Origin of the sequence: Streptomyces shenzhenensis, assembly GCF_021462265.1 — a bacterium.
Lineage (GTDB): Bacteria > Actinomycetota > Actinomycetes > Streptomycetales > Streptomycetaceae > Streptomyces > Streptomyces shenzhenensis.
In genome coordinates, this window is record NZ_JAJONF010000018.1 from 91,138 (window position 1) to 117,353 (window position 26,216).

Genomic DNA, 26,216 nt, shown 5'->3' on the forward strand with positions numbered 1-26,216 from the left:
ACCTGAAAAGGCTCATTCGTGGCGAACATCAAGTCCCAGATCAAGCGGATCAAGACCAACGAGAAGGCTCGGCTGCGCAACAAGGCCGTCAAGTCCTCCCTGAAGACCGCGGTCCGCAAGGCTCGTGAGGCTGCTGCCGCGGGTGACGTCGAGAAGGCCACCGAGCTGCAGCGCGCTGCCGCGCGTGCGCTCGACAAGGCCGTCTCGAAGGGCGTCATCCACAAGAACCAGGCCGCCAACAAGAAGTCGGCGCTTGCTTCCAAGGTCGCTTCCATCAAGGGCTGACATCTGATGTGACGCCGGAAGGACCCGGGCGGGCCCTCTCTCATCCGCCCCCGACCGGCACCCGAGGATCGACGCGCGGCCTGCGTTCGCCACGCGGGCGTCGATCGACAGTCTGACCCGAAGGCCCCGGCACCTCGCCCTTCCCCAGGGCGGACGCCGGGGCTTTCGGCATCCCCGCGCACCCTCTCGGTTGGCCGTCCCCGCCCCGTCCCTACTGAGCGCGCCCCGCTCTGCGCTTACTGCGCCCGCCCTCGTGACCGCGCCGCCCGCGCGACGGTCACCACGGCCTTCTCCAGGGCGTACTCGGGATCGTCCCCGCCGCCCTTCACGCCCGCGTCCGCCTCGGCGACGGCGCACAGGGCCACCGCGACCCCGTCCGGCGTCCACCCCCGCATCTGCTGCCGTACCCGGTCGATCTTCCACGGCGGCATCCCGAGCTCCCGCGCGAGATCGGCGGGCCGTCCGCCCCGCGCCCCCGCCAGCTTCCCGATCGCCCGTACGCCCTGCGCGAGCGCGCTCGTGATCATCACCGGGGCGACCCCGGTCGCCAGCGACCAGCGCAGTGCCTCCAGCGCCTCCGCGGTGCGCCCCTCCACGGCTCGGTCGGCCACGGTGAAACTCGACGCCTCGGCCCGGCCGGTGTAGTACCGCCCGACGACGGCCTCGTCGATGGTGCCCTCGACGTCCGCGGCGAGCTGGGTCACGGCCGACGCCAGCTCACGCAGATCGCTGCCGATGGCGTCGACGAGCGCCTGGCAGGCCTCGGGCGTGGCGGACCGCCCGAGCGCCCGGAACTCGCTTTTCACGAAAGCGAGCCGGTCCGCCGGTTTGGTCATCTTCGGGCAGGCGACCTCCCGCGCCCCCGCCTTGCGCGCCGCGTCGAGCAGCCCTTTGCCTTTGACGCCGCCCGCGTGCAACAGCACGAGAGTGATCTCCTCGGCGGGCGCCCCGAGGTAGGCCTTCACGTCCTTGACCGTGTCGGCGGACAGGTCCTGCGCGTCGCGCACGACCACGACCTTGCGCTCCGCGAAGAGCGACGGGCTGGTCAGCTCGGCGAGGGTGCCGGGCTGCAACTGGTCGGGGTTCAGGTCCCGCACGTCCGTGTCGGCGTCGGCGGCCCGGGCGGCGGCCACCACCTGCTGCACGGCACGGTCGAGCAGCAGTTCCTCCTGCCCCACGGCCAGCGTCACCGGGGCAAGCAGATCGTCATCAGCAGTCTTCTTGGCCATCGCGCCAAGCATCCCACGGCCCACTGACAACAGGACCGGCCGTGCCTTGCGCGCCCTGGGCCGCCCGCATCTTCCGCGTCCCGGCCGCCCGCACCGCTACGGCTCCTCCCGCCACCCGTCCCACTCCCCCGCGAACTCGTCCAGCTCCGCCGGGTCCAGCCGTCCCTGCTCGTCCCGCAGCAGCACCAGCCACTGCACGTCCTCGGCGTCGTCTTCCCCTGCGAGAGCGTCCCGCACCAGCCGCGGCTCCTCGTCGACGCCGAACCGCTCCCCGAGGGCCTCAGCGGCCTCCTCGGCCGTGTCCCGGTCGGGCAGCACCAGCACATGTCTCACATCGCTCACGGCCCCATTCTCGGGCACCGCCGGCCGGCTCAGCCCTTCGGGACGATCTGTACGTCCAGGTCGACGCGGATGCTCGGCCCGACCACCGCGATCCCGCGCGCCAGCATGGTCTGCCAGCTCACGGTGAAGTCGTCGCGGTGAAGTTCGGTGGTGGCCCGGCAGGCGGCGCGCACCTCGCCCTCCACGCCGTTGCCGACCCCGAGATAGTCCGTGTCGAGGGTGACCGTGCGCGTCACCCCGTGCAGGGACAGCGCCCCGGTGACGGCCCACCTGGCGCCGCCCCTGTGCACGAACCTTTCGCTGTAGAACTCCAGCGTCGGGAACCGCTGCATATCCAGGAAGTCCGCCGACCGCAGATGGTCGTCGCGCATCCGGACGCCCGTGTCGATGGTCGCGGCGTCGATCACGACGTGCATGGCGGACCGCTCCATCTGCTCGGCGATCCGTACCGCGCCCGCGAACGAGTTGAACCGGCCGTGGATCCGGGCCAGTCCGATGTGCCGGGCGGTGAAGCCGATCGAGGAATGCGTCCGCTCGATCTCCCAGTCCCCCGGCGCCGGCAGCTCCGGTGGCTGGGCGACCTGGAGGATGACATCGCCCAGGGAGGCGAGGCAGTTCTCGCCGACCCGCGCGGTGGCCCGGTACGGCGTGAACCCCTCGGCGGACACCGCCAGCCGGTACTCCCCGGCCGGCACGGTCGTCATGAACGACCCGTAGGGATCCGTGCCCCCGCTGACCACCGTGCGTCCCATGGTGTCGCTGACCGCGAACTCGGCTTTCGCAACCGGCTCGTTGACCGGGTCGAGCACCCGGCAGCTCAGCACCCCGGCGTCGGGCGGAGTCTGCACCGCCGCGAGAGGGCTCGTCCGCTGTACCCGGTTCGTTCGGTTTCCCATCAAGCGGCCGAACATCCTTGCCACCCCTGTACGCCTCGCCACCAACCGTTACCGGAGAGACATTCGATCACTGATGCGGCTTTCGAGGCAACACGGCGCCACATCACGGGAATAGGACGCATGCGCCGGAACTACGCACGAGTAGCACGCTACGCGCCAGTAGGAACGCGATCTTCCGTGACGCCCGAATTAGGCATTCTGGTTGACTTCCCCCGGGTTTCGCACCGCCGGCACACAGTCCAGCTCGATCCCGAACCGCTCCCGGTAGATCCCGAGCACCTCGTCGTCTCGCTCCACCTCCCGTACCTCACGCGCCCCGTCGGCCGCCGTCTGAGTCAACGTCCGCCCGCTGAGCGTGATCCGCCCGCCCTCCTCAGTGACCCGGGAACAGACCAGCGACTGTGTGAAGTGCGACGACGGCGAGGTGCTGTGCCACCACGCCCCGGCCCTGAAGTCCCCGAGCACCCGCGGCCGGACCTCCACCCGGTACTGCGGCTGCCCGTCGCGCAGCACGTCCAGGTCCCCGGCCGCCACGCGGTCCGCGTCCCCGCCGCCATCCCCGCCCCCCGCGCCTGCTCCCGCCGCGTCCGGCCCGGCCTCCGTGACCTGGAACGTCCCGCCGGGATCGGCCTGCTCGCCCCGTTCCGCGAGCGCCAGCGGGTAGTGGCTGTGCGCCCCGAATCCGACGTCGGCGAGCCACTCGCCGCCGTCCACCGTCCGCACCCGCAGCACGAGATGGTCGTACGGGATCCCCAGCCGCCCCTCCGCCCCGTACACCCGCGCCGCCAGCGGCGTCACCCCGAACCCGAGCGCGGCCAGCAACACCGAGAAGGCCCCGTTGAGTTCGTAGCAGAACCCGCCCCGTCCCGCCTCCACCACCTTGTCCAACAGCCGCTTCTCCTCCAGCACGATCTCCTCACCGAGGTGGATCGACAGGTTCTCGAAGGGCACGGCCCGCAGATGCCGCAGATGCAACTCGCGCAGAACCTCGGCGGTGGGCCGGCCCGGACGGGCGGCTCCGAGCCGGCGGAGGTAGACGTCGATCTGCGCGGGGTTCACCGAGTTCATGCTCTCAGTCTCGCGCCACGCGCAGTTCCCCCGCCTCCCCTCCCTCGCCACCGCCGGTCACGGCCAGCGCCCCGTCCCGGTCGGTCCGCAGCACCACCGCCCCCACCGCCCGCAGCTCGGCCACCGTGCCCGGTGCCGGATGGCCATAGATGTTGTCCGCCCCGCACGAGATGAGCGCGACCCGCGGCGCCACCAACCGCAACAACCGCGGATCCTGATACGCGGACCCGTGATGGGCCACCTTCAGCACATCCACCCGGCCCAGCCCGGCGGCGGCCGGCGATCTCAGCAACTCCTGCTGAGCCGGGGGTTCGAGGTCCCCGAGCAGCAGCATCCGCAGTCCGGCCGAGCGGACCAGCAGGGCGACACTCGCGTCGTTGGGTCCGTCCGGGTCCGGTGCCGGGTCCGGAGGCGGCCACAGCACCCGCCAGTCCAGCGGCCCGGTCCTGCGCCGCTCCCCGGCGACCGCCCGCGTGAGGGGGACCCGATGCTCGGCAGCCTCCCTTCTGACGAACTCGGCCTGGTCCGCGGGCTCCTCGAACCCGCTCGTCTCGATCTGCGCGACCTCCCGCCCGCGCAGCACCCCGGGCAGCCCCGCGACATGATCGGCGTGGAAGTGGGTGAGGACGACGAGCGGGATCCGGATGATCCCGAGTTCTCGCAGGCAGTGGTCGACCAGCGCCGGATCGGGCCCGGCGTCGACGACCACTGCCGTGCCCGCGCCCGCCGCGAGCACGGTCGCGTCGCCCTGCCCGACGTCGCACATCGCCAGCCGCCAGCCGGGCGGCGGCCAGCCCATGAGCACCCGGGTCAGCGGCACCGGCCGTACCACCAGCAGCACGAGCAGCATCCCCAGCACCCCGCACCACCACGGATGCCGCAGCAACCGCCGCCCCAGCAGGAGGACGAGCGCCGTCACCCCGGCCAGCAGCAACGCCCCCGCCCAGCTCCCGGGCCAGTCCACACCCGCGCCCGGCAACCCGGCCCCGGTCCGGGCGATCTTCGCGACCCACCCGGCGGGCCAACCCGCGCACCACGCCAGCACCTTGGCCGCCGGCATCGCCACCGGAGCCGCCGCGAGCGCCCCGAACCCGAGGACCGTGGCCGGCGCGACCACGAGCTCCGCCAGCAGATTGCAGGGCACCGCCACCAGACTCACCCGCGCGGACAGCACCGCGACCACCGGCCCGCACACCGCCTGGGCCGCCGCGGCCGCCGCCAGCCCTTCGGCCAGCCGCTCCGGCACCCCGCGGCGCCGCAGCGCCTCGCCCCACCCGGGCGCCAGCATCAGCAGCGAACCGGTGGCCAGCACCGACAGCAGGAAGCCGTAACTGCGGGCCAGCCAGGGGTCGTACAGCACCAGCAGCACAACCGCCGTCGCCAGGGCCGGGAGCAGGGATCTGCGGCGGCCGGTCGCCAGGGCGAGCAGGGCGACCGCTCCGCAGGCCGCGGCCCGCAGCACACTGGGGTCCGGCCGGCACACGACGACGAAGGCGAGCGTGAGCGCCGACGCGAACAGCGCGGTCGCCCGCAGCGACAGCCCGAGGCGTGCGGCCAGTCCCCGGCGCTCGGTCTGCTGGGCCAGTCCCGGCGGTCCGATGAGCAGGGCGAGCAGGATGGTGAGGTTGCTGCCCGACACGGCGAGGGTGTGCGCGAGGTCGGTCGCCTCGAACGCCTCGTCCAGGTCCGGGGTGATCCGCGAGGTGTCCCCGACGACCAGGCCGGGCAGCAGCGCCCGCGCGTCCTCGGGCAGCCCGTCGGTCGCCTCCCGCAGCCCGGCCCGTAACCGCCCGGCCAGCCGCTGCGGCCCGCTCGGCTCGCTCACCACCGCCGGTGCGGGGCGCTTCCGTACGCGCAGCATCGCCGCGACCCGGTCCCCGCCGGCCGTGGCCGGCGCCAGCCGCCCGCTCACCCGCAGCCGCGTGGAGGGCAGCAGCCCGAGCCAGCGCGCCCGGCCGCCGCCACCGGGTGCCGGCACCCCCGTGTCCACGACCACCAGCACCGGTGAACGTGTCGTCACCGCCGTCCCGTCGCCCCTCTCCACCCGCCGCACCTCGCCGCGCACCAGCACGGCGGCCGCGGTGGCGTGGTCCCCTCGCACGCGTGGCCTCACGGTCCAGGGGTCACCCGTGAGCTCCACCTCCACGGTCACGGTGGCGTACCCGCGGGCCAGCCCGGGAACCGGTCCGCGGCGCACGTCCGCCCCGTGCAGCCCCGCGGAGGCTGCCGCCCCGGCGACGCACAGGAGCAGCGCGCCGGCCGACACCTGCCGCCAGGCAGGCGGGGCGGAGGCGGCACCTGCGGTCGTCGCGCCCCGCCAGGTGCGCGTCCGGGCGAGCCGCAGCAGGATCGCCCCGGCAACCAGGCAGACGACCGCGGTCCCGGCCGTCCATCCCGGTGGCGTGTCCAGCGCCAGTGCCGCCGTCGCCCAGACGGCCAGCGCGGGCGGCACCAGCCGCAGGTCGGCCCGCGCGTCCTCCCCGGCGTGCGCGGTTTCCAGCCGAGGTCTCGAGTCGGTGTGTCCGGCCCGGCGTACGGTCAGGAGCCCCGGGGCGGTGCCGTCGCTCCCGTCGGTCCCGGGCCTCATGGCCTTACCAGATCCCGGAGGTCGGAGTAGCGGCGGTCTCCGAGAGTTAGATGGGTATCTAGCAAAGAGCAAAGAAACGGCCCCCGAACGGTGTTGGAGCACCGATCGAGGGCCTGACGGACCTACCTGACTAGACCAGGAGACCGCTGATGCAGAAGTCTGCCATCCGCCGCGAGCGCCGCGCCAACCGCCGCACGCTTCGCGCCACCCTCCGCCAGCGCACCGCCGCCGGCCGCCTCGCCTCCAGCTGCCACCGCCGCCCCCGCAGCCTCGCCACCGTCGCCGTCGCCTCCGGTGTCGCCAAGGACACCGTGACCGGCGTCGCCAACGGCCTCCGTACCGTCGCGAAGCGCCTCGGGCTCACGCCCGCCGAGCAGGCCCGCACGAAGCGCACCGTGGCCGGAGGCCGCGCCCGTAAGACCCGCTCCGTCGGGCACTGGACGCTCGCGCAGGTCGCCCGCCTGGTCGCCGCGTACAAGCCGCGCAAGGCCGAGTACGTCGCCGCCGTCGCCCTGATCGCCGCGTTCGCCGGGGGCGCCCGATGAACGCCACCCTCAGCCCCGCCGCCCACCGGATCATCGACCAGCTGCGCGCCGGCCAGGCCGCCGGCACCGCCGCCGGACTCGGTAGCCCGGACTGGGACGCCTTCCACGACCTGGTGGTCCGGTTCATCACCGAGGCCCCGGACCCGAAGTTCCGCATGCGGGAGATCGCCGACCTCCTCGACGACCACGCCCGCGCCAACCGCCCCGCCGGGGGTGCCCGGTGACGAACACCGCCGAGACGGCCCGCACCCCGCGGGCCGTCCCCGGCCGGCGTCTCATCGCCGCCGGGGTCATCTCCCGCAGGGTCGACGTCCGCATCACCGAGGCCGGTGTCACCGGCGTCCTCCGGAAGGGGAACCGGCGATGAAGCCCTGCGCCAGCATCCCCGCCCTCGCCGCCCAGACCAGCGAACTGGCCACCGCGGTCCGTGTGGCCCGCACGCTGCTCGCCGACTACGGCGACAGCAGCGCTACCGGGTTCTCGTACCCCGAGGCCTACGGCGCCCTGCGCGAGACCCTGCGGATCCTGCTCCGCGTCCTCGGCCCCGAGGTCGTACGCGGCGCTGCCGATGTCCCCGCCGCGCCCCGCTGCCCGGCCGCGCATCCCGAGGACCCGACCGGCTGCAACGGGCCGGTCGTCGTCACCGTCCTCGACCGGCACAACGGAGGCGCCAACGGGTGCGAGCACCACGGCGCCCGGCTCCTCGCCTCCCTCGACGGTGGCCGCGTGTACGGCCTTCCGGACGCCCCCGCCGGCGCGGCCATTCGCGTGTTCAAGGCCGCCGACGGCATGCGCCCCTTCCCGTGGCTGACCGACGTGCCGCGCACCCGTCCCGACCAGCTCAGCCGAGCCGAGAACCGCGCGAGGGGTGAAGGCCAGTGAGCACCGAGCCCCGCACCATCACCCTGGCCACCAGCGACCACGGGGACGTCACCCTTCTCGAACCCGCCTGGTGCACCGGCCACAGTCACCACGACCCCGAAATGCTGCGCGCCGACCTCATCCACACGGGCCCGCTCGCCGAGTGCGTCTACCTCGGCCGGGACCTGCTCGCCGCCGAGATCGTGCAGTCCCCGTTCGCCACGCCGTCCGCCCCCGAGCTGGGTGGCCCGACGGCCGGCGTCTCGGTCTTCCCTCTTGGCAAGACCCTCAGCCCGGTGCAGCTGTACGACCTCGCGGCCGCCCTCGACGGGTACGCCGACCGGCTGCGCGACATGGCCGACCAGCTCGACCGGATCCCCGACGGGGGCGAGCAGTGAGCCGCACCTCGTACGTCCGCCGCCCGACCGAGCGCGCCGCCATCCGTGCGGCCGCCCGGTCGGCCCGGCCCCTCCCGCCCGTCACCGCCCTCATGGCCGCGCTGCTCGAAGCCAACGACCGCAGCGACCGTGAAGGCGTCACCCTCGCCGCGCACCGTGTGGTGCGCGCCTCCGAACCAGGAGTTGGCGAATGACCAGCACCAACCGCAGAGAACTCACCTGGGGCCAATCCCTCGTCCTCGGCGCGGCCGCCGTCGTCATCGTCGTCGTCGGCGGGTTCGGCGCCTGGGGCACCTACACCAACGCCGTGTCCGCGTTCCACCGGCAGGCCACCGCGGCCGGTGTCGTCGCGGCCGGCGAGGGCCTCACCCTGATCCTCGCCCTGATCATGCTGGGCCGGACCATGCTCGGCATGGCATCCCCGGCCGTGGTCCGGGGCGGTATGTGGCTCGCCCCGCTCTCGGCCAGCTGCATCGGCATCGCCATCGCCTCCGACATCCGCGAGGCCGCCGTGTACGCGGTCACCCCGCTCGCCATGTCGGGCGCCGCCGAAGGGCTGGGCCTGATCGCCCGCTCGATCGTCGTCTACCGCACCGGCGTGGACGCCGAGGTGATCCGCCGCAACGGCGACATCGCCCGGCAGCTGGCCTACCAGCGGGCCGTGGCCGACGGGCACCCCGGCGAGTGGCGGCAGAAGCTCGCCAAGCGCCGGTACTGGCGTCTCGCGAAGTATGTGGGCGTCGGTGACACCGAGCTCGGCGCCGGCCTGGTCGACGTGCAGCGCGTCCGCGTCCAGGAAGGCGCGGATGCGGCCCTCGCCGGGATGTACGGCGTTGCGACTCCGACGGACGGAGTCGCACCAGTCGCCGCGCCCCGACGGGGATCCGCGACCGAAGCCCTGCGCGCGCACTTCGCCGACATGGACCCGGCCGAGGCGATCCGGTTCGCTGCTGATGCGCGACCTGATGCGGACGTCCACGAACTGGCTGTTGTCCTCGCTACCTACGGGCTGACCGTCGACCCCGTCGCGGTCGCCCTGGTCCTCGGCGAGCAGCCCCCGGAGTACACCGTCGACCGGCCTGATGCGCGGGCGCATCAACAGGTCAGCCCCCCTATCGGCGAGCTGGAGCCGGTCACGCTCGAAGCCGCTGTGGTCGAAGCCGCCTCAGCTCTGGGACCGGATGCGAAGGCGCGGGAGATCGTCGAGCACGTCGAGCGCCACCGCCGTCTGGTCGTGACCGAGCCCTACGTCCGTACCGCCCTGTCGCGGGCCGCCGCGAAGAAGCCTGCCGCCCCTGAGGCGGACAACATGGAAGGCGGATACGCCTGATGCGCGCACTCCTGTGGGGCGCCCTGCTGGGCCTGCTGTGGGTCCTGTTCCCGTCCCTTGTCACCCTCGCCGCCGCCGTGCTCCTGGCGGCCGCAGTGAAGGCCGTCCCGCCCGCCCTCGGCGTCGCCCTGCTCCCCCGCGCGCTGCTGCCCCGGGTGCGGAGGTGGACGCGATGACCGAGCCGTCCAACGTCCCGGAGCAGTACCGCCAGTACGTGGTCCCGGCCACCGAGCGGGCCCCGGCCCACCACCGGCCGCCGAACGTCCTGTACGACGACCGCGGCCGGCCGGTCCACTTCACCATCGGACAGCCCCCGCCGCCGCTCATCGTGCAGGCCCCGGTGCAGCAGGGCATGGACCCGGCCACGTTCCGGCTGGTCGTCGTCACGTTCCTGATCCTCGCGGTGGTCGTCGTCTGCACAGCGTGCGCGTGCGCGGTCGTCGTCCTGATGGGCGGCACGCTGCTGGGGATCATCGGCGCCGTCTCCGCGAACGCCCCGTTCATCGGCGTGGCGCTGGTGGGGGTGATCCTCGCCGCCGGATGGGCCGCGTCGAAGATCCGGCCCGTCGTGAAACGGAAGAACGACTGACCTGCCCTTCCGTCCCACTCACTTCCCGCCAGGAAGCGAGTCGGGCGGTGGGGCCGGACAGTCCGGCCCACAACCGAAGGAGACCCCGTGTCCTCTGCCCGCCACTTCTTCAAGCCCGGCACCCTCACCGACGAGCACCTCAAGACCGACATCACCGCCGACGTGGCCGCCGCCCGGGGCGCCCAGCGCGACCTGCAGACCGCCGGCCAGTACGGGGCGGCCGCCCGGATGGGCGAGGCCGTCGACGAGGCCCTGGACGAGCTGAACGCCGCGAACAGCGGCACCTGGCGCCCGAAGCACGCCTGACCGATCGCCTCCGCAACTCCGACCAGCAGGGATGACCAGCATGAACCGCGAACAGCACCTCACCGCCGCCACCGAGGCCCTTGCCAAGGCCGGCAGGCTCGCCGACTCCGCCGAGCACCTCACCCGCGGCAGCGCCCGCCACGCCGAGGGCTACCACCTCGCCGCCGTCGGCACCCTCTACAACGACGTGGCCCGCACTCACCTCGAACTCGCCCGCGAGCTGGCCAAGGAAGAGGGCTGATGGCCGCCGACGACCTGGCCTTCGCGGACTTCACGCTCGGCGAGCGGCTGCGCCTCGCAGGGCTCACGGCGCGGATGGCGAAGCGCGGCCTCGCCGACGACGGCACCGGCAACGTCGACGTCAGCGACCTGAAGCGCCGCATCGAACGCATCGAGAACGACGCACTCAAGCGCAAGGCCAAGCCCAAGCCCAAGAGGTAGCGCCACCCGGGGCGGCCGCCATCGGCCTAGGAACCGCCGGCCGCCCCGGGCCAGGAATCGCAACGCAGCACGTCACGAACCATGGAGCCCCAGCATGACGGACACACTCGCCCCGCCCAACACCGAAGCCGCCGACACTCCGACCGAACAGACCGAGGCGCGGCCGGCGCCCGTACCTGTCGACAGCCCCAAGCTCCCCGACCCCGGCATCACCAGCGAGAAGCGCCGCCCGATCATCGCCCCGTGGCTGCGCTCCCGCCGCGACCTCGCCGCCACCATGGAACGGGCCGCCGGACACGCCTGGTACGCCACGGCGTATCACGGGCTGCGCGCACCCTGGTACGCAGCGCAGCTCGGCATGATGGCGCCCCGCGGCGCCGCCCGCCTGGTGGTCGACACCAACCGGTGGGTGTGGGACCGCGAGGCCGCCCCGCTCCGCGACTATGCCGTCCGCGCCGAGGACGTCGAGGAGTACATGCGCCTGTCCCGGCTGCGAGCCGGACGCGTCCGCCTGCGAGGCCTGGTCACCGTCGTGGCCTGCGTGTTCGGCCTCGGCTTCGCCCTGTGGCTGTACGTCATGGCGCCCGCCTACCTGTACGTGTTCGCGGCCGGCGGGGTGCTGACCCTCGGCTACTTCGGCCAGCAGCCGGACGCCCCGGTCATCGGCCCGGCCGTGATGCGCACCGAGCTGCAGAAGCTCACCGGGTCGATCGTGCTGCGCGCCCTCGACTCGATCGGCAACCCGAAGATCTCGGCCGCCATCAAGAAGGGCGGCGACATGAACGGGATGCGCTTCACCTCGGAGATCACCCGCGACGGCCCCGGCTACCGAGCAGACCTCGACCTCCCGTACGGCGTGGTCCCCGAGGACGTGATGGAAGAGCGGCAGGCCCTCGCCTCCGGTCTACGCCGCAAGCTGGGCTGCGTCTGGCCGTCCGGTGACCCCGATGAGCACGAGGGGCGCCTGGTCCTGTGGGTGGGCGACAAGCCCATGAACGAGACCACGAAGCCGCCGTGGCCGCTGCTGCGCGAGGGCGACGTGGACCTGTTCAAGCCGGTCGTGTTCGGCAACGACCAGCGGATGCGGGACCTGTTCGTCACCCTCATGTTCGCCTCGGTCGTCGTCGGCTCCATCCCTCGCATGGGCAAGACGTTCCTGCTGCGCCTGCTGCTGCTGATCGCCGCTCTCGACCCGCGGGCGTGGGTCCTCGCGTTCGACTTCAAGGGCACCGGCGACCTCGGCCCCCTCGAACCGGTCTGCCACCGCTACCGGTCCGGCGAGGAAGACGAGGACTTGCAGTACGTCCTGCACGCCATGCGAGAGCTGAAGCAGGAACTCACCCGGCGGGCGAAGGTGATCCGGCACCTGCCCAAGTCCCGCTGCCCGGAGTCGAAGGTGACCCCTGCCCTGGCCAGCGACAAGAGCCTCGGACTGCACCCGATCGTGGTCGGCTTCGACGAGTGCCAGGTGATGTTCGAGCACGAGAAGTACGGCGCCGAGCTGGAGAGCATCTGCACGGACATCGCCAAGCGCGGCCCGGCCCTCGGGATCGTCGGCATGTTCGCCACCCAGCGTCCCGACGCCAAGAGCCTCCCGCCCGGCATCAGCGCCAACGCCGTCCTCAGGTTCTGCCTGAAGGTCATGGGCCACACCGCCAACGACATGGTCCTCGGCACCGGGGCGTACAAGGCCGGCATCCGGGCCACCATGTTCAGCCGCTCCGACCGCGGCATCTGCTGGATGTCCGGCGAGGGCGACGACCCGCTCATCGCCGCCTCGGCGTTCGTCGACGGCCCGGCCGCCGAGGGCGTCGTCGCCCGTGCCCGCGAGGCCCGCGAGGCGTACGGCAACGTGACCGGGCACGCGATCGGCCAGGGTCCGTCCGAGGCGCGCGGCATGGACGTCCTCGGCGACGTCCTGAAGTGCGTGGGCGCCGACGAGAAAGCCGTGTGGTGCGAGCGCCTCGCTGCTCGTCTCGCCGAGCTGCGGCCGGATGCGTACGGCGAGTGGAAGGGCGAGAACGTCACTGCCGCGCTGAAGCCGTGGGGCGTGAAGACGGATCAGGTATGGGGCACCACCGACGAAGGCGAGGGCAAGAACCGACGCGGTATCAAGCGGGCCGATGTGGTCGCCGCGATCACGCGCCGTGACGCCGACAGGGCCGCCGCGTAGCCCAGCACGACCGCTAGACCTAGCAGCCCGCACCACTAGGTCTAGCACCCCCGCTAGCGGGTCAATGCCCCCGTGATCAGCGATCTAGCGTCTAGCGGGGGCGCCGCCAGGAAACGGGAAACCCCCACTTCAGCAGGAGGAGACACCCCATGTGGCTTGCTATGGCCGCAGCCCTGATCGCCTGGCTTGGCGGTTACGCAGTGTTGTGCGCGGTGAAGCCGTTCGGGCTGTGCCGGCGCTGCAAGGGTGCGGGCGAGACCGCGCGGTTCGGGAAGCCGCGGACGTGCCCGCGCTGCCACGGCCGGCGGCTCCGGCTGCGTCTCGGTCGGCGCGCCCACAACGGATGGCGCCGGACGAACGACGCCGGCATCCGCTAGCCGTCGGTGCTCGCGGTGATCTCATTGATTCGCTTCACCACGGCGTTCAAGTGATCGTTGCCGATGGACATCTCGGCGGACATGAGGTCGAACGACGCCTGGTCTTCGCTGGCCGCGCCCACCGTGCACGCCGACGCGGACTTGCCCAGATGATCGAGCGCGAGCTTCCAGCGCTTAGCCAGCGTCTCGTCTGGCATTGGGGCCTCCCCCTGCGCCGCCTCGACATCAGCGGTGAGCTGCGCGCAGCTGGTTTGGAGCGCTGCCAGGTCGACCGGGTGAGAGTCCTTGTCGACCTGGCTCAGGCTCTTCGCGAGGGTGCTGAGCATGTCAGTGCCGCCTGCGCTTGCCCAGGCGCGGACCTTGGCTGCGAGGTCCATGCTGGGGCTTGCGGACGCTGACGTCGTCGGTGGCTGTTTGGGCGCGGTGCTCGCGCCGCCGCAGCCCGTGAGCATGAGAGTGAGAGCGACACCGGCTGTTGCAGCGGCAGTCCTGGCACGCATGGTCCCCCCAAGGACAGATGAGTCAGATGAGGGATGCTGCTCCGTCGCATGACCTCAAGGATGCGTTGTGGCCTTTTCGTGACACGAAGTCACCCACACGGCACGGAGCGGCGCGGCTGACGCCCTGTCGCAGACGAACCCGCGGCCACTACGGTGCGCGGCAGATCAAATCACCTCGACCGACGAAGGGACCCGCAATGACCAGGCGACTGTGGAAGGTCGGTACCAACAGCGGCAACGACGGATGCCCCACGCTGTACACCGAGCCCGGCACGGACACGTACGTCGTCCAGGGCGACCCGGTCACCGACCCCGCAGAGCTGGGTCAGCTCGACCTCGCGGACGGCGAGGCCGCCGTGACCGTGCCCCGCGAGCTGCTCGCGAACTTCGGCCCGAAGGAGACCGTGCACGTGCCGCAGCCGATCAGCTTCGCCGAGTTCGGCGGGATGTTCACCACGCTCCGGCACTCGGCGTGGCGGCTGGAGACCCGCGGCCGGTACGCCGAGGACGAGGCGACAGACACCTACCGGCAGTTCGCCGCCGGACAGCCGGTGACGTGGGACCTGGACGACCCGTGGTGCGTCAACCGGCGCGAGCAGACCGCGGCCGGCAAGAGGTTCGAGCGGGTGCGGATTCTCGATGAGCCCCCTACCCCGGGACAGCGGTACCTCCTCGACAACGCCCGCCGCAACACCGCCGTCGGCGAGACCATCCGCGTCCTGACCCGCAGCAGGGCTGACGCACTCGGCCTGCCCCGTGAGGACTTCTGGCTGTTCGACGCCCGGGTGGTCGCTCTGCTCCACTTCAACGACGCAGACGAGATGACCGGCGTGGAGCTGATCACAACGCCCGCCGAGGTGCTCCGCTACGCACAAGCCCGTGAGGCTGCCTGGCACTTCGCCATGCCGTACGACCAGTTCGGCGGGTAACTTTCCCAGTGTGACCACGGACTTCCAGCAGGCCCGCGAGGCGCTCGGTCGTCGGCTCCGTGAGCTGCGCGGCCAGCGCACCCAACGGGCCCTCGCCGCCCTGCTGGAGTGGCCGCAGGCGAAGGTCTCGAAGCTGGAGACCGGACGGCAGACCGCGACCGCCGACGACGTCACCGCGTGGGCCGAAGCCGTAGGCGCCCCGGAGACGGTCGGGGAACTCACCGCGCGGCTTCAGGGCCTGGAGACTCACACACGGTCCTGGAGACGCCAACTACGGGCCGGACACCGCCCCGTACAGGACGTCCTCACCATCGAATACGAACGGTCCACCGAGCTACGGGCGTGGCAGGGGTCGATGGTCGTTGGGATGCTCCAGACCCCGGACTACGCCCGGCACGTCTTCACCAGGTTCGCCGAACTCCAGCAGGCCCCGAAGGACATCGAGGACGCCGTGCGGGCCCGTACCCGCCGCCAATCCCTACTGTGGGAGCCGGACCGGGTGTTCCACATCCTGATGTGGGAAGCGGCCCTGTACGCCGCTGTAGCGCCCCGCGAGGTGCTCGCCGCGCAGATGGACCGGCTCATGTCCGTTATCGGCCTGGAGACCGTACGGCTCGGCATCGTGCCCCTCGGCGCGCAGCTGCGGATCCCGCCAGCTAACGCGTTCTGGCTGTATGACGAGCGGCTCGTGATCGTTGAGGACTGGCACGCCGAGCTGTGGTTGGACGACGCCGACACCGTGGGCGTGTACCGGCGGGTGTGGGACACCCTCGCCAACGCTGCGGTCTACGGGACGCACGCCCGCCGCCTGCTCACGAGGGCGCGAGCGCAGGTCTCCGACCTCGCGTGAGCATTACCGCGAATCAGCCGGACCGATCGGCGAATATTCTCGAATCATGTCGGACGGCGATTCTCGCCCGTCCCTAGCTTCGGCAGGTACGACGAAACCCCGGCGAGGCGGCGGAGCCTCCCGGGGCGTGGCCAACGCTGCTGAGGAGCGCCGACGTGCCAGAGACTACGCAGGCCGAGACACCCCCGACCAGCCCCACCGCAAGCGGCTGGTGTCACTGGCACAAGGGCGTGGGCGAAGACGTCCGAGTGACCCAGGTGGTCGAGGCCGGATCCGGTCCGGGAGCCAAGCTCTCCGCATGCGCCCGCTGCCGTGCGCGCCGCAACCTGGTTCCGTTCGCCGACCAGCCGTGAAGCCCTACACGCTGCCCGACGCCACGAAGCTGACCCGCGCGCAGCACTCTGGATGGGCGTGCGTCTTCTGCCGCGCCCCGCTGTCGAAGGGCGCCGTCCTGGCCGGCCGGGCCGAGGGGCACCTCGGCGTCCACGACCTGAGCATCGACGTTTACGCGTGCCCCAGTTGCGCGCTCGAACTGGGCCTCACCGAACAACTCCCGGAAGGTGCCTCGCGATGAAGACGACGATCAGTCCGGAGACGAAGGACCGCGTGGCCAACGCCAGCGGCGAGGGCTACCGGGCGGCCGGCCTCTGCGCATCCCAGCACTCCAGCGGCGCGCTGTGCACTCGCAGCGCCAAGGACGGCCACGGCACCGGCAAGCACAGCAACCCCTACATCCGGAAGCACTTCGCGGACGCTGTCGGTCTGCGCTGGTAGAGCCCCGGTCCCGGCGCAGACGGCGTGCCGGGGCCGGTACGGCGGCCGCCTGTTCCCCCGAGCAGGCGGCCGCCACCCCATCGCCCGCCCGCTCTACGCTCCCCAGGCGACAACGGAGTGGGCGGGTTCCTGGCCCCGGCCGAGCACGTCCGGCCGGGGCCAACCCATGCCCGAACGGGCCTGTGCGCCTCGTTCACGGCCTCCCGGAGGAACTCCGAACCGGTCGTCTTCGGTGAGCCGGGCGAGACGTTCGGCGGCTCGGGTGAGGTCGCGGCCGGCGTCGGTGAACGCCTCTGGCAGTGGGCGCCGTTTGGTCTTAGGCGGCTCGGGACGGGAGGGCTCGTCGACCAGCTCGGCGTCGATGACCTCCGGCTCGCGGGTGACGGTGTACGTCTTGCCGTCCGTGCCCGTGATCTGTGCGGAGTCAGGTGAACGAAATCGTTCACCTGCCGCGAGGTCGCGCCTGACGGTGTCCTGGGCGATACCCGTTGCGCTGGCGATGGCCCGCGTGCTCAGTCCGCTGTCGCGCAGCGAGGCGACGACTTCCTGCCGCTCCTCACGCGGAAGCCGGACGCGATACTCACCATCCTCGACGAGGTGACGGCAGCGCCCTGAACGCGGTGGGCCCCGGCTGGAACCTGCGCCGGGGCCCACACGCGCGCTGGACGCGCCCTCTCTCCGCTTACACCACAGGCGTCGGCGCCGACTCCCGCCCTTCGCTACTCGCTACCGATATCCGCCCGACAGCACCCTTTGGACGTTGCCGCCGCGCAGCCGGATGGACTGACGAATGATCTTCAGGAAGGCGTCCTGAATACCGTGCTCGCCGCCGCGCGGCGGGACGATCTCCACCTCCACCCTGACCACCTGCTCACGCCCGCCTGATGCAGCGCTACCGCCCGCCCGGCGGGGGCTGTTCAGCATCGACGCCCACGGCGCCTGCCCGGCCGCCAGCCGCCGCGAATCCGGGTTCGACCACACCCGCGCCCCCGCCGGCAGATCCAGCAACTCCGGGCCGTGCTCGCCCACCCACGTCAGATCCGACCGCAGGCCGCCCGACGCGGCCGCCCCGACGATGCCCCCGCTCGCCTTGCCCTTGAGCGCCTGTTTGATCAGCTTCTCCATGGTCTTCGCCAGCGACGCCATGGCCCCTTCGAGCTTCTCCTGCTGGTGGGTGAGCTTGGTGACCACGCCCGTCTGATCCTTGATCGCTTTCGCGTACACGCTGTCGGCGGTCGTCTTCCCCGCGCTGCCGGCCGCCGAATTGATCTGCCCCTGCAACGAGTTCAGGGAAGAGATCTCCGACGACGACGCCCCCAGCAGGGCGCCCGCAGTCTCCAGGCCGCCGCCGCTGATGCCGGCCTCGCCGATCTGCTGGATCAGGCTGGCCGAGAGGCCCTTGGCCTTGAGCTGCTTCAGCGCGGACGCGAACGCGGTCGCCTGGTCCCGGGACTGGGTGAGGCCGCCCATGATCGAGGCGACCGTCTGCGTAGTTCCGGCCGCGCCTGCGGTGATGTTCGCCGACGACAGGATCCCGGACTTCACCGACGACGCGAGCTGCGACGAGGCGTCCTTCAGCGAGTTGAGCTTGTCCTTCGCCGACGCGAGGCTCTTGGTGACGCTGTTGAGCTGCTTCTCGTAGCCGATCAGCGACTTCCCGACGCTCGACAGCCGGTGCAGCAGCGACGACTCCGTATGCCCCGAGAACGCCGCCCGGATCTGCCCCGCCACACTGTTGAGCGCCGACACCAGCGACGACATGTCCGACGGCGCGCCCAGCGACCGCTCGAACGGCGTCCGCTCGTAGCCCGCCAGCCTGCCGAACGAGGAGATCCCGAACTGCCCCCGCAACTGCCCGCGGGCGTCCTTCTGCGCCTGCGTCAGGCCGCCCTTCGCGAAGTGCGGCACCCGGTCCTCGTTGATCGCCTCCAGCATGGCGCGATACTTCTGCGTCTGCTTCTTGCTGACGATGAACTCACCGCCCATCGCAAGCAGCGGCACATCGTCCTGCGTGCCCGAGCCGCCCTCGATCGCGCCCCCGTCGGCCATCCGGCGCACCAGGCCGCCGCGCGCGTACTTGCCACCCTCGTGGTAGACCGTGCCCGCGTTCGACGTCTTCGTCGCCTGGATGACGTAGGTGTGCGCGGTCTTCCCATCGAGGGAGTTCAGTGCCCCCGCAACGTTGCTGATCGCCGCCAGTGCGCCGCCAGCCGCCGCGGTGACCTTGACCTTGCCGTTCGGAAGGCGCTTCACCTTCAGACCGAACGCCTCCAGCACCTGCTCGCCCGACGCGGACAGAGCCTTCAGCGTCACGCTCTTCGCGCCCGGCGTCCGCTTCAGCGCCGCGTTGAACGACTCCAGCCCAGCCTTGGCGTCCTCGGTGTTCATCCTGACCTTGGAGACCACGTCCGCCGGAATCTGCAACAACTGACTGGAAAGCGCCTTCGCCTGATCCTTCGAAAGGCCCATCGCCTCAGCGTTCTTGATCAGGTTCGCCCGGCCCCGCGCATAGACCCCGTTGACCGTCTCCCAACTCGCGCCCGCCTCACGCTGCGCGGTGCCCGCAGCGCTGGTCTTGTCAGCCAGGTCCTGCAACGCGCTGGCCGCGTCCCGGGATTTCTGGCTGCTCAGGTTCAGCACGCCGTTCGTCATCGACAGAGCGCCGTGATTCGCCTTGGCCGCCTTCGCTGTGTCGTCGATGGCCTGCTCGAACCCGATCATCCCGCCGAGACTGGCCCGGTTGGCGTCGTTCAGTGCCTCGATCGACTGCCGCAGCCCATCAGCCGAAGCCTTCTGCTGGTCGAGCGTGGCCGCCGTCTTCTGCGCCTGCTCACCGAACAAGCCCATGCCCTCGGCAGCCAGCTTCGACTCGAACTTCTGGTCCGCAAGCGCGTTGTGGTAGTCGTCGGTGAACTTCCCCAGCCGCTTCAGATCCCCGCCGCCAGCAACCCAGGCCTTCTTCAGCAGGTCGTACTGGGCGGCAGCCTCCTTGCTGTTCCCGGACTTGACGAGGTTCGCCATGGACTTGTCCCAGGCGTCCACGTTCTTCCGCGCGTCCGAGATCCCCGGCCCCGTCGAGATCCCCACGAACGTCCCGAAGTCCGAGATCAATTGAGTGAACTTGTTGTCCGAGGCGCCCTTCGACACCATCGCGATGGACTCGGACATCTCCGTGAAGTTCGTCTTCAGCGCACCCGTGACCTTGCCCGTCGTCACCAGCGTGTTCAGCGACGTCGACAGCGCATCCACCGCCACCGCAGGCTTGTTGTCCGACAGCTCATGCAGCGCCAGCACCAGCGCGCCGACAGCACCCGCCGCCAGCCCGATCTTCGCCTTCGTCGACATCGACGCCAACGCCGCATTCAACCCCGTGACACCACCACCGGCAGCCGTCGACACGGCCCGCAGCGCCGCCAGCCGAGCCGAGAACACCGCCACCCCAGCAGCCGCCACATCAAACCCGGCCCCAGCGAGCCGCATCGCCTTCAACGCGACCGCGGCCTGCATCATCGTCGCCACCAAAGAGGGCGGCAGCGCGGCCACCAGCTTGGCCGCCGCGTTCACCAGCGACAGCATCCCGGGCCCGGCCTCCGAAGACGCCTCCACGAGCGTCTTGACCGCCTCCCCGACGTTGCGGAGCGTCTCCCGCACGGCGGGGCCTTCCTTGGCCGCATACTCCATGAACGTCTTCAGCGGGCCTGACGTACCCCCCTCCGACAGCACCCGCATGAAGTGGATCGCCTCGTCAGTCGCTTCCTTCAGCGACTGGTTCGCGAACGTGTCGAGCCTGCCCGCCAGCGCATCCAACCCGGGCGAGGCGACCGCACCGCCGGCCACCTTCACCAGCCGGTCCAGCTGTCCGGCCGCCGACTCCGCCATGGGCGTCAGCTTCGGGATCAGCTGGCCCAGGACCGCGAAGGAATGCTCGACCGGGACCATCGTGAACTTCGCAGTGCTGTCGGAGAACGCCTTGAACTCGTCTCGCAGGCTCGAGTAGGCGGCGGCCGCCCGCTGCGTCGCCGCCGGCATCCCCTTCAGCGTGTCCGCGATGAACTGCTGCGCCTGCAACGCCTGCTTGCTGCCGGCCCCGTACTTGGTGACCGCGGTCGTGTACGCGTCCTGCGCCTTCGCCGCGGCGGCCATGTTCGTGATCTGCGGCTTCAGCGCGGCTCCGAATGCAGCTACCGCCACCCCGGCGCCGGCGGCCTTCGCCGCGACCGGTGCCATGGCGGCCGCGAGCGGCGCGGCGGCGGTCGCGAGCGGGATCAGCGATCCCCGCAGGTTGGACGCCTCAGTCTTGAGATCCCGGAAGGCACGGTGAGCTTGATCAGCTGTCACCCGGACACGGATCTCTACCTCATCACCGGCCATCGTCGGCCCCCTCCCCGCCGAGCCACGCCGCCACCGCGGCATCGTCCGCCGCACCCCACTCGCCCTTGTCGACGAGTCCCAGGTAGGCGAGAACCTTCAGGAAGTCGGCGTCACCCCACAGCGACGGATCGAGCGGTGCGGCGCCCTCGTGGTCGACCGCGGCATCCACCGCCCGGATCAGGCGCCAGATCTCCGGGGCCCGGTAGTCACCGGCCTGCGCCTTCTCCTTCGCCTGCCGGTAGTCGTCGCCCGTGTAGCCGGGCAGCACCACCTCGACGGTGGCCCCTGGCCCGCACTCGATGCGGATGGTGACCTTGCCTGCGCCCTCAGACCGCTGCCTGCGCGGCTTACGCGCTTTCCGCCGGCTCACTCGCCCGCCCCCCGCTCCCCGCCCGCCGACCGCCCGGACAGGGCCGCAAGCGCGCCCACCGGGTCGTGACCGACCAGCCGCATCCGCAGCTGCGCCACCTCGCCCCGGAAGTCAGGCGCCTGCCGCCATCGGCGAACCGTGCTGGGGTCCACGCCCAGGGCGCGGCCCGTGATTGTGGAAGTCCCACCAAGAGCGAGCAGGACCGCGGCCCGCGCTCTCGCCGACTTCCGACGAGACAGGGGCAGATCGAGGGGTGCAGCATCGTGCACAGTCACATCTTCCATGTGCAGATTTTACGGCCCAGCCTGCGCAGATAGGGGAAGTCTCCCCACTTTGCGACGTGCACACCAGGAACCTCCCTGCATACGGGCATGCAGGATGACGGAATCTGTACACCACAATGCATTGTCCGAATACGACAAAGGGCCCTCAGCCGCCGCCGAAGGCCCTCCCACACCGGTCAGGGGCGCGGAGCCTCACCCGCCTCGGCGCGGCCCTCCAGCCGCTCCGCCATCGCCGCCGCCACCGTGTACGCCGGATGCCCGTCCAGACGCCCACGGCGCCGGTTGTAGCGCTGCGTCGTCCGCGGGTCCCGGTGGCCGGCCGCATCCTGCACCACATGCAGCGGCACGCCCGCCTCCAGCGCGTCCGTGATGAACCCGTGCCGCAACGCGTGCACCCACCCCGGCCCCGAAACGCCGAACGCCCGGCCTCCCCGAGAGGAAACCGGGCGCCCGCCCCGAACCCGTCAGCCGCGCCGGCGGCCCCGCACCTCCGCAACCACCTCGTCCCGCCCCTGAGCCGCCGACAGACCGCCATACGCCGGAGCAGAGACACGGGACAACGGGTGACGCGGGTAAAGGCCCAGCACCTCGTCCCTCAGCACCGCCAGCAGCACCCCCACCCCGTCCACCAACGGCCACCGCACACCGTCCAGCATCGGCGAACCGTCCAAGGTCGCCGCCGTCACCTGCCCCGGCTCCTCCCGCAACCCACGAACCTGCAACTCGGCACCCACCGCCCTCACCGCCTGGTCGTGCCCGTTGAGCGCAACCAGCGCCCGCCGCATCGCCGCCTCAGCCTTCACCACCGCCTCCACCGCCGCCTGACGCGTCTCCACGAGCCGCGCCGCCTCCACACCCAGCTCGGCCACCGCAGCCTCACCCGCCGCCGTACGCGCCCGCCTGTGCCCCTCCAGCGCCTCCCACTGCCCGCGGGTCACCCGCTCCCGCGTCTCGGCCCGCTCCAACACCCCACGGGCCTCCCCGATCGCCGTCCACGCCCCCGGCGAGGGCGTCGCCGCATAGGCCTTCTCAGCCTCCGCCAGCACCGCGCGAGCAGCCTCGACCTCGCCCGCCACCCGCTCGACGTCCCCACTCGTCATCGTCACCATGACCGTCCTCACTCCCTGCTCTTCACTCATTGCGATCACTGTTGCCTCCGTCATTCCGAAATCCGATCACCGGCCGCGCACTGCCGCGCGGGCCGCTCCACACCATCAGGGCCAGCGGCCCCACCACACGCGGCCGTCGGCGGCCCGCGCCACGACCCCCCGAGCCGAACCAGACCCGGCCGGCCGCCGCTCACCTCTGCTCCCGATCCTGATCCAGCCACCACGACAACCCCAGCAACGCCAACCCGGCCGCCACCAGCCCAGCCGTCACACACCACGTGAACGCCGCCGCCACCAACAGCCCGACCCCAGCCGTATCCATGAGCTCCGCCCGCACGCCCACAACCACAGCGAGAGCTCTCCGAACGCGCGTCACCGGCCCGTCCCCTGCCCCACGCGCCACCTCTCGGCCGCAACGATCAACGCCGCCTGACGCCGCGGATCCCCCGGCTCCAGCCCATGCCATGCGTCACTGCCGTACGTCGGAATGTCCGCCAGGTGCGCCAGTTCCTCCGTGGCCCACGACGCCGTCTCATCCACCGCCGTCACCACTCGCCCCGCCGCTCACGCTCCGCCCGCTCGGCCGCCTCGGCGATCTGCCGCCCCAACGCCGCACGGCCCGCCCGGTTGTGCTCCAGCACCGCGGCGAACTCCTCGTCCGCCGACAACTCCACGCGGTGCCGTTCCTCGGACGTCGCCGGAGCAGGCCCCCGCTGCGCCTGCGGCCCGATGCGCACCGCAGCCCGCAAGAGCGCGATCAGCAGGGCCGTCACGCAGACGACCGCGACCGCCGCAAACCCCCACCCGTTCACCACCGATCCCTCCAGTCATCCGTCACCAGCGCCTCAGCGATCTCGACGAGCTCCTGCTCGTCGAACACGTCCAACAGCGCCGAAATCTCCTCACCCAACGCCCGCGCCTCCGGCGGCCCCAACTCCAACCACGAGGCCGCCACCCCGAACGCGCCCGTCACCGCAAGTCCCCAAGGGCCACGCCAAGCACCTCGTACGTCAGCACCGAACCCGCGCCCACAAGACTCAGCCGATAGGCGCCAGCCTCCTGCCGCTCGTACGCCCGCCGGCCGCCCACATCCCACAGCAGCACCCCGAACCGAGCCGCCTCCTCCGCCGCGCTCCGCTCACCCGGCCGACCGTGCTCCAACCAATCCGCCGCCTGCCTGAACGCATCCATCAGCCCACACTCCGAAGGTGTCGTGCAGCCGCCCGCCGCGCCTGCTCCGCCTGCTCGCCACTCACGCCCACAGCCTCCAACGCAGCATTGATCGCAGACACCACCGCTTCCGCCTGCTGCTCGGTCACCCGAACCAAGCGCTCCTCAATGCCGAGCTTCGCGATCGTCGCCAGCACCTGACACGCCCGGTCCATCGCCCTCTCATACAGAGCAACCTCGGCACGCAGCTGCTCCGCACCATTCGCCCCCCGATACCGCGGCGAATCCAAAGCGTTGACCAGGGCCGCCGTCGACTCCTGCCACGCGAGCACCTGCCCCGCGAGCTTCAGCAGCCCCGCAAGCGGATCACCCACCGGGGCAACATCAAGCTCGGCCAGCAGACGCGATGCATCCGCCTCCAACTGCCGCCGCTCAGCAGCAGCCCGCGCTTGAGGACTGGCACCCCCATGCATCCGGCACCGCTCCCCACCCTGCATCGGCGCATTCGAACACTCCGACCCATCCCGGCACCGCGCACCGCAGCGGGCGCTCACCGGGAACCCCATGCACTACGCCCGGGGGCGTGGACCCCATGCACCATGTCGTTCTCCTTCGGGTTGGCCGGCCGCCGGTCGACGGCCGGAAGACCGGGATCAGGCTGCCCGCCGCAGCCCGTCCAAGCGCAGCGATGCCTCATGCACGGCCTGGAGGTCGGACACCTCGCCAGCCGTGGCGCCGACTGGTACCGCGATCCGCTTGAACCGGCAGTAGTTGACCTGCTTCGGCGACGGCTCCCGGTGCCGCCACCCCGCGCCGCGTCGGGCCAGGTGCCGAGCAGACCGCTCGGCGTAGACCTCCGCCCACCGCATCGCGAACTCCAGCGGGTACTCGGGATCCGGCGAGGGGGCGCGTACGCCCTCGGCGGGCGTAGAGCGGCGGATCCGGTACGCCCCGGGCTCGTCGCCCGGCAGGAGGAAGTACAGGGTGTCTCCGGCGGGGATGAACCACGTGCCGCCGTGGGTGCGCAGCCAGCGGACGGGGGACTCATCGAAGAGGCTGATGTCCTGCCAGTCGACCGCGACCGCGCGCAGGCCTGGCAGAGCGTCGGGGTCGTCGTCGAGAGCGGCCGCCGCGAGGGACTCCCCGTCGTCCACCGTCAGCTCGCGCTCGGTGAGATCGGCGAGGGTGGCCAGCTTGTGCCGGGTCGAGGCACCCATGACGTCCAGGACCAGGGCGTCGCGCTTACCCTCCCACGGGCGAAGCACCCGGCCGACCATCTGCACGTACAGGGCGGCGGACTTTGTGGGGCGGGCGATGACGGCGCAGGATGCCCACGGGGCGTCGAAACCTTCGGTGAGCACCATGCAGTTGGCGAGGACTTGGATGTCGCCGGCCGCGTACGCCCGCAGGGTGTCGGCGCGTTCGTCCTTCGGCATGTCGCCCCACACGGTGGCCGTGCGGATGCCGCGGGCGTTGAGGACGTCGGTCATGGACTTCGCGGTGTCCACGGTGGGGGTGAAGACGACCCCGGCCCGGTCGGCGGCGAACTCGGCGTACGCGTCGGCGACGACCGCAGCTGCTCCGGAGTCGTCGAGGGCTTGGGCGAGCTGGCCGTCTTGGAGGTCGCCGGCGCGGGTCTTGACGGTGTCGAGGTCGAGGCCTCCCACGCGTACGGCTTTGCCCCGGACGTTGACGAGGTGCCGGTCGGCGATCATCTCCAGGATGTCGCGGGTGTAGACGATGCGTTCCCAGACGTCGGCGAGGCCGCCGTCTTCGCGGCGCATGGTCGCGGTGAATCCGGCGGTGGGGGTGCGGTCGAAGCACCCGAAGTGCTTCAGCACCTCGATGTAGGTGGGGGCCGCGGCGTGGTGGGCTTCGTCGACGATGACCAGGCCGACGCCCTCGATGCGCTCCCGACGCTTGTGGCCAGCGAGGGTCTGGACGCTGGCGACGATGACGTCCGCGTCCTGGTGCTCGTCGCGTTCGGCCTTGACGATGCCGACGTTGAGGTGGGGTGCGACCGCGCGGACCTTGGCTGCGGCCTGCTGGATGAGTTCGTCGCGGTGGGCGATGACGAGGGTGCGGACGCCGCGGGCGTGCTGCTCGGCGGCGAGGTGGGAGAACACGACGGTCTTACCGGCGCCGGTGGGGAGCAGCACGGCGAGGCGCAGGCCGCCGGCGTGCCATCCGTGGTGGAGGGCGTCGATGGCTGCGCGTTGGTAGTCGCGGAGGGGGAGCGCTTCGGGCATGGGGATCACCTCGGTTCGGTGTGCGGGAGGGCGGGCGTAACGTCTTCCGCTCGCTGCGGTACGTCTGCGTTACGGCTTGCGTTACGCCCGAAAGGTCCTCTGACCTGCTGTTTTCTTTTAAGATCTTGAGATGTAACTCAGTAACTCAGGGAAGACACCCACATGTGCGCACGCCTGCATGCG

The 26,216-nt window shown here is 71.5% G+C and carries 36 protein-coding genes and 1 pseudogene; 19 read left to right on the top strand and 18 right to left on the bottom strand.

What is annotated here, in order from left to right:
• Positions 1-18: 18 nt before the first annotated feature.
• Positions 19-285 (top strand): 30S ribosomal protein S20, encoded by a 267-nt coding sequence (rpsT, locus tag LQ326_RS23325; RefSeq protein ID WP_181805217.1) that lies wholly within the window; start codon positions 19-21, stop codon positions 283-285.
• A gap of 236 nt (positions 286-521) precedes the next feature.
• Here the strand turns inward: rpsT and holA are convergent, their stop codons facing one another.
• The 5 genes from holA to LQ326_RS23350 form a co-directional block, all read right to left on the bottom strand.
• Complete coding sequence (gene holA / locus LQ326_RS23330) at positions 522-1,514, bottom strand: DNA polymerase III subunit delta (protein WP_234539397.1); 993 nt, start codon at positions 1,512-1,514, stop codon at positions 522-524.
• Between the two features lie 96 nt (positions 1,515-1,610).
• Positions 1,611-1,856, bottom strand: coding sequence for a hypothetical protein (locus LQ326_RS23335; RefSeq protein WP_234539399.1), 246 nt, complete (start codon positions 1,854-1,856; stop codon positions 1,611-1,613).
• A gap of 29 nt (positions 1,857-1,885) precedes the next feature.
• Positions 1,886-2,767, bottom strand: coding sequence for a YceI family protein (locus LQ326_RS23340; RefSeq protein WP_234539401.1), 882 nt, complete (start codon positions 2,765-2,767; stop codon positions 1,886-1,888).
• Positions 2,768-2,941: 174 nt separating this feature from the next.
• Positions 2,942-3,811 (bottom strand): arylamine N-acetyltransferase family protein, encoded by an 870-nt coding sequence (locus tag LQ326_RS23345; RefSeq protein WP_234539537.1) that lies wholly within the window; start codon positions 3,809-3,811, stop codon positions 2,942-2,944.
• Between the two features lie 13 nt (positions 3,812-3,824).
• On the bottom strand, positions 3,825-6,407 hold the full coding sequence (locus tag LQ326_RS23350; RefSeq protein WP_234539403.1) for a ComEC/Rec2 family competence protein: 2,583 nt from the start codon (positions 6,405-6,407) through the stop codon (positions 3,825-3,827).
• A gap of 149 nt (positions 6,408-6,556) precedes the next feature.
• Between LQ326_RS23350 and LQ326_RS23355 the strand changes: the two genes are divergently transcribed.
• The 13 genes from LQ326_RS23355 (at position 6,557) to LQ326_RS23415 (ending at position 13,050) form a co-directional block, all read left to right on the top strand.
• Positions 6,557-6,952 carry a hypothetical protein gene (locus tag LQ326_RS23355; protein WP_234539405.1) on the top strand — a complete coding sequence of 132 codons (396 nt, stop codon included), beginning with the start codon at positions 6,557-6,559 and terminating at the stop codon, positions 6,950-6,952.
• Positions 6,949-7,176: a hypothetical protein gene (locus LQ326_RS23360; protein WP_234539406.1), complete on the top strand. Its 228-nt coding sequence runs from the start codon at positions 6,949-6,951 to the stop codon at positions 7,174-7,176. Before LQ326_RS23355 ends, LQ326_RS23360 begins: the two co-directional genes overlap by 4 nt.
• Positions 7,173-7,319 (top strand): hypothetical protein, encoded by a 147-nt coding sequence (locus LQ326_RS23365; protein WP_234539407.1) that lies wholly within the window; start codon positions 7,173-7,175, stop codon positions 7,317-7,319. Before LQ326_RS23360 ends, LQ326_RS23365 begins: the two co-directional genes overlap by 4 nt.
• Positions 7,316-7,834, top strand: coding sequence for a hypothetical protein (locus LQ326_RS23370; protein WP_234539409.1), 519 nt, complete (start codon positions 7,316-7,318; stop codon positions 7,832-7,834). The genes LQ326_RS23365 and LQ326_RS23370 overlap by 4 nt, the downstream gene beginning before the upstream one ends.
• Positions 7,831-8,211 (top strand): DUF6907 domain-containing protein, encoded by a 381-nt coding sequence (locus LQ326_RS23375; protein ID WP_234539410.1) that lies wholly within the window; start codon positions 7,831-7,833, stop codon positions 8,209-8,211. Before LQ326_RS23370 ends, LQ326_RS23375 begins: the two co-directional genes overlap by 4 nt.
• Positions 8,208-8,405 (top strand): hypothetical protein, encoded by a 198-nt coding sequence (locus LQ326_RS23380; RefSeq protein WP_234539411.1) that lies wholly within the window; start codon positions 8,208-8,210, stop codon positions 8,403-8,405. Before LQ326_RS23375 ends, LQ326_RS23380 begins: the two co-directional genes overlap by 4 nt.
• Positions 8,402-9,541, top strand: a complete 1,140-nt coding sequence (locus LQ326_RS23385) for a conjugal transfer protein (protein ID WP_234539413.1) — start codon at positions 8,402-8,404, stop codon at positions 9,539-9,541. Before LQ326_RS23380 ends, LQ326_RS23385 begins: the two co-directional genes overlap by 4 nt.
• Positions 9,541-9,717: a hypothetical protein gene (locus tag LQ326_RS23390; protein WP_234539415.1), complete on the top strand. Its 177-nt coding sequence runs from the start codon at positions 9,541-9,543 to the stop codon at positions 9,715-9,717. The genes LQ326_RS23385 and LQ326_RS23390 overlap by 1 nt, the downstream gene beginning before the upstream one ends.
• The gene (locus LQ326_RS23395) at positions 9,714-10,130 is read left to right on the top strand and encodes a hypothetical protein (RefSeq protein WP_234539416.1); all 417 of its coding nucleotides are present in this window, start codon (positions 9,714-9,716) and stop codon (positions 10,128-10,130) included. Before LQ326_RS23390 ends, LQ326_RS23395 begins: the two co-directional genes overlap by 4 nt.
• An 87-nt stretch (positions 10,131-10,217) precedes the next feature.
• Positions 10,218-10,436 carry a hypothetical protein gene (locus tag LQ326_RS23400; protein ID WP_234539419.1) on the top strand — a complete coding sequence of 73 codons (219 nt, stop codon included), beginning with the start codon at positions 10,218-10,220 and terminating at the stop codon, positions 10,434-10,436.
• Positions 10,437-10,476: 40 nt separating this feature from the next.
• Positions 10,477-10,677 carry a hypothetical protein gene (locus LQ326_RS23405; RefSeq protein WP_234539421.1) on the top strand — a complete coding sequence of 67 codons (201 nt, stop codon included), beginning with the start codon at positions 10,477-10,479 and terminating at the stop codon, positions 10,675-10,677.
• Entirely contained in the window at positions 10,677-10,877 is a 201-nt protein-coding gene (locus LQ326_RS23410; protein ID WP_234539423.1) for a DUF6257 family protein, read from the top strand. The genes LQ326_RS23405 and LQ326_RS23410 overlap by 1 nt, the downstream gene beginning before the upstream one ends.
• Positions 10,878-10,971: 94 nt before the next feature.
• A complete protein-coding gene (locus LQ326_RS23415; protein WP_234539424.1) occupies positions 10,972-13,050 on the top strand; it encodes a cell division protein FtsK in 2,079 nt (692 codons plus the stop codon).
• A 373-nt stretch (positions 13,051-13,423) separates the two neighbouring features.
• Here LQ326_RS23415 and LQ326_RS23420 read toward each other — a convergent pair whose 3' ends face one another.
• The gene (locus LQ326_RS23420) at positions 13,424-13,804 is read right to left on the bottom strand and encodes a hypothetical protein (protein ID WP_234539426.1); all 381 of its coding nucleotides are present in this window, start codon (positions 13,802-13,804) and stop codon (positions 13,424-13,426) included.
• Positions 13,805-14,124: 320 nt separating this feature from the next.
• Between LQ326_RS23420 and LQ326_RS23425 the strand changes: the two genes are divergently transcribed.
• The 5 genes from LQ326_RS23425 to LQ326_RS23445 all read left to right on the top strand — a co-directional run bounded on the left by LQ326_RS23425 (position 14,125) and on the right by LQ326_RS23445 (position 16,480).
• Positions 14,125-14,856 carry a DUF6879 family protein gene (locus LQ326_RS23425; RefSeq protein ID WP_234539428.1) on the top strand — a complete coding sequence of 244 codons (732 nt, stop codon included), beginning with the start codon at positions 14,125-14,127 and terminating at the stop codon, positions 14,854-14,856.
• 10 nt (positions 14,857-14,866) lie between these two features.
• Entirely contained in the window at positions 14,867-15,706 is an 840-nt protein-coding gene (locus LQ326_RS23430; RefSeq protein ID WP_234539430.1) for a helix-turn-helix domain-containing protein, read from the top strand.
• A gap of 155 nt (positions 15,707-15,861) precedes the next feature.
• Complete coding sequence (locus LQ326_RS23435; protein ID WP_234539432.1) at positions 15,862-16,059, top strand: hypothetical protein; 198 nt, start codon at positions 15,862-15,864, stop codon at positions 16,057-16,059.
• Entirely contained in the window at positions 16,056-16,280 is a 225-nt protein-coding gene (locus tag LQ326_RS23440) for a hypothetical protein (protein WP_234539434.1), read from the top strand. The genes LQ326_RS23435 and LQ326_RS23440 overlap by 4 nt, the downstream gene beginning before the upstream one ends.
• Complete coding sequence (locus LQ326_RS23445) at positions 16,277-16,480, top strand: hypothetical protein (RefSeq protein WP_234539436.1); 204 nt, start codon at positions 16,277-16,279, stop codon at positions 16,478-16,480. Before LQ326_RS23440 ends, LQ326_RS23445 begins: the two co-directional genes overlap by 4 nt.
• A gap of 93 nt (positions 16,481-16,573) precedes the next feature.
• Here LQ326_RS23445 and LQ326_RS23450 read toward each other — a convergent pair whose 3' ends face one another.
• From LQ326_RS23450 to LQ326_RS23495, 12 genes and pseudogenes are all read right to left on the bottom strand, one after another.
• The gene (locus LQ326_RS23450) at positions 16,574-17,134 is read right to left on the bottom strand and encodes a hypothetical protein (protein WP_234539438.1); all 561 of its coding nucleotides are present in this window, start codon (positions 17,132-17,134) and stop codon (positions 16,574-16,576) included.
• 72 nt (positions 17,135-17,206) lie between these two features.
• The gene (locus LQ326_RS23455; protein WP_234539439.1) at positions 17,207-20,851 is read right to left on the bottom strand and encodes a phage tail protein; all 3,645 of its coding nucleotides are present in this window, start codon (positions 20,849-20,851) and stop codon (positions 17,207-17,209) included.
• On the bottom strand, positions 20,841-21,221 hold the full coding sequence (locus LQ326_RS23460) for a hypothetical protein (RefSeq protein ID WP_234539440.1): 381 nt from the start codon (positions 21,219-21,221) through the stop codon (positions 20,841-20,843). The genes LQ326_RS23455 and LQ326_RS23460 overlap by 11 nt, the downstream gene beginning before the upstream one ends.
• The gene (locus LQ326_RS48755) at positions 21,218-21,505 is read right to left on the bottom strand and encodes a helix-turn-helix domain-containing protein (protein WP_372496930.1); all 288 of its coding nucleotides are present in this window, start codon (positions 21,503-21,505) and stop codon (positions 21,218-21,220) included. Before LQ326_RS48755 ends, LQ326_RS23460 begins: the two co-directional genes overlap by 4 nt.
• A gap of 176 nt (positions 21,506-21,681) precedes the next feature.
• Positions 21,682-21,891: a site-specific integrase gene (locus LQ326_RS23465; protein WP_234539442.1), complete on the bottom strand. Its 210-nt coding sequence runs from the start codon at positions 21,889-21,891 to the stop codon at positions 21,682-21,684.
• Between the two features lie 78 nt (positions 21,892-21,969).
• A complete protein-coding gene (locus LQ326_RS23470) occupies positions 21,970-22,614 on the bottom strand; it encodes a hypothetical protein (RefSeq protein WP_234539443.1) in 645 nt (214 codons plus the stop codon).
• A gap of 372 nt (positions 22,615-22,986) precedes the next feature.
• Positions 22,987-23,166, bottom strand: a complete 180-nt coding sequence (locus tag LQ326_RS49230; RefSeq protein ID WP_308402002.1) for a DUF2742 domain-containing protein — start codon at positions 23,164-23,166, stop codon at positions 22,987-22,989.
• Positions 23,160-23,426, bottom strand: coding sequence for a hypothetical protein (locus LQ326_RS23480; protein WP_234539446.1), 267 nt, complete (start codon positions 23,424-23,426; stop codon positions 23,160-23,162). Before LQ326_RS23480 ends, LQ326_RS49230 begins: the two co-directional genes overlap by 7 nt.
• Positions 23,423-23,587, bottom strand: coding sequence for a hypothetical protein (locus LQ326_RS23485; RefSeq protein WP_234539448.1), 165 nt, complete (start codon positions 23,585-23,587; stop codon positions 23,423-23,425). The genes LQ326_RS23480 and LQ326_RS23485 overlap by 4 nt, the downstream gene beginning before the upstream one ends.
• Positions 23,588-23,804: 217 nt before the next feature.
• A complete protein-coding gene (locus LQ326_RS23490) occupies positions 23,805-24,206 on the bottom strand; it encodes a hypothetical protein (RefSeq protein WP_234539449.1) in 402 nt (133 codons plus the stop codon).
• A gap of 33 nt (positions 24,207-24,239) precedes the next feature.
• Positions 24,240-24,350 (bottom strand): annotated as a pseudogene (locus tag LQ326_RS48760) (HGGxSTG domain-containing protein); the annotation flags it as partial.
• An 87-nt stretch (positions 24,351-24,437) separates the two neighbouring features.
• The gene (locus tag LQ326_RS23495) at positions 24,438-26,033 is read right to left on the bottom strand and encodes a DEAD/DEAH box helicase (RefSeq protein WP_234539451.1); all 1,596 of its coding nucleotides are present in this window, start codon (positions 26,031-26,033) and stop codon (positions 24,438-24,440) included.
• Between the last annotated feature and the right edge of the window lie 183 nt (positions 26,034-26,216).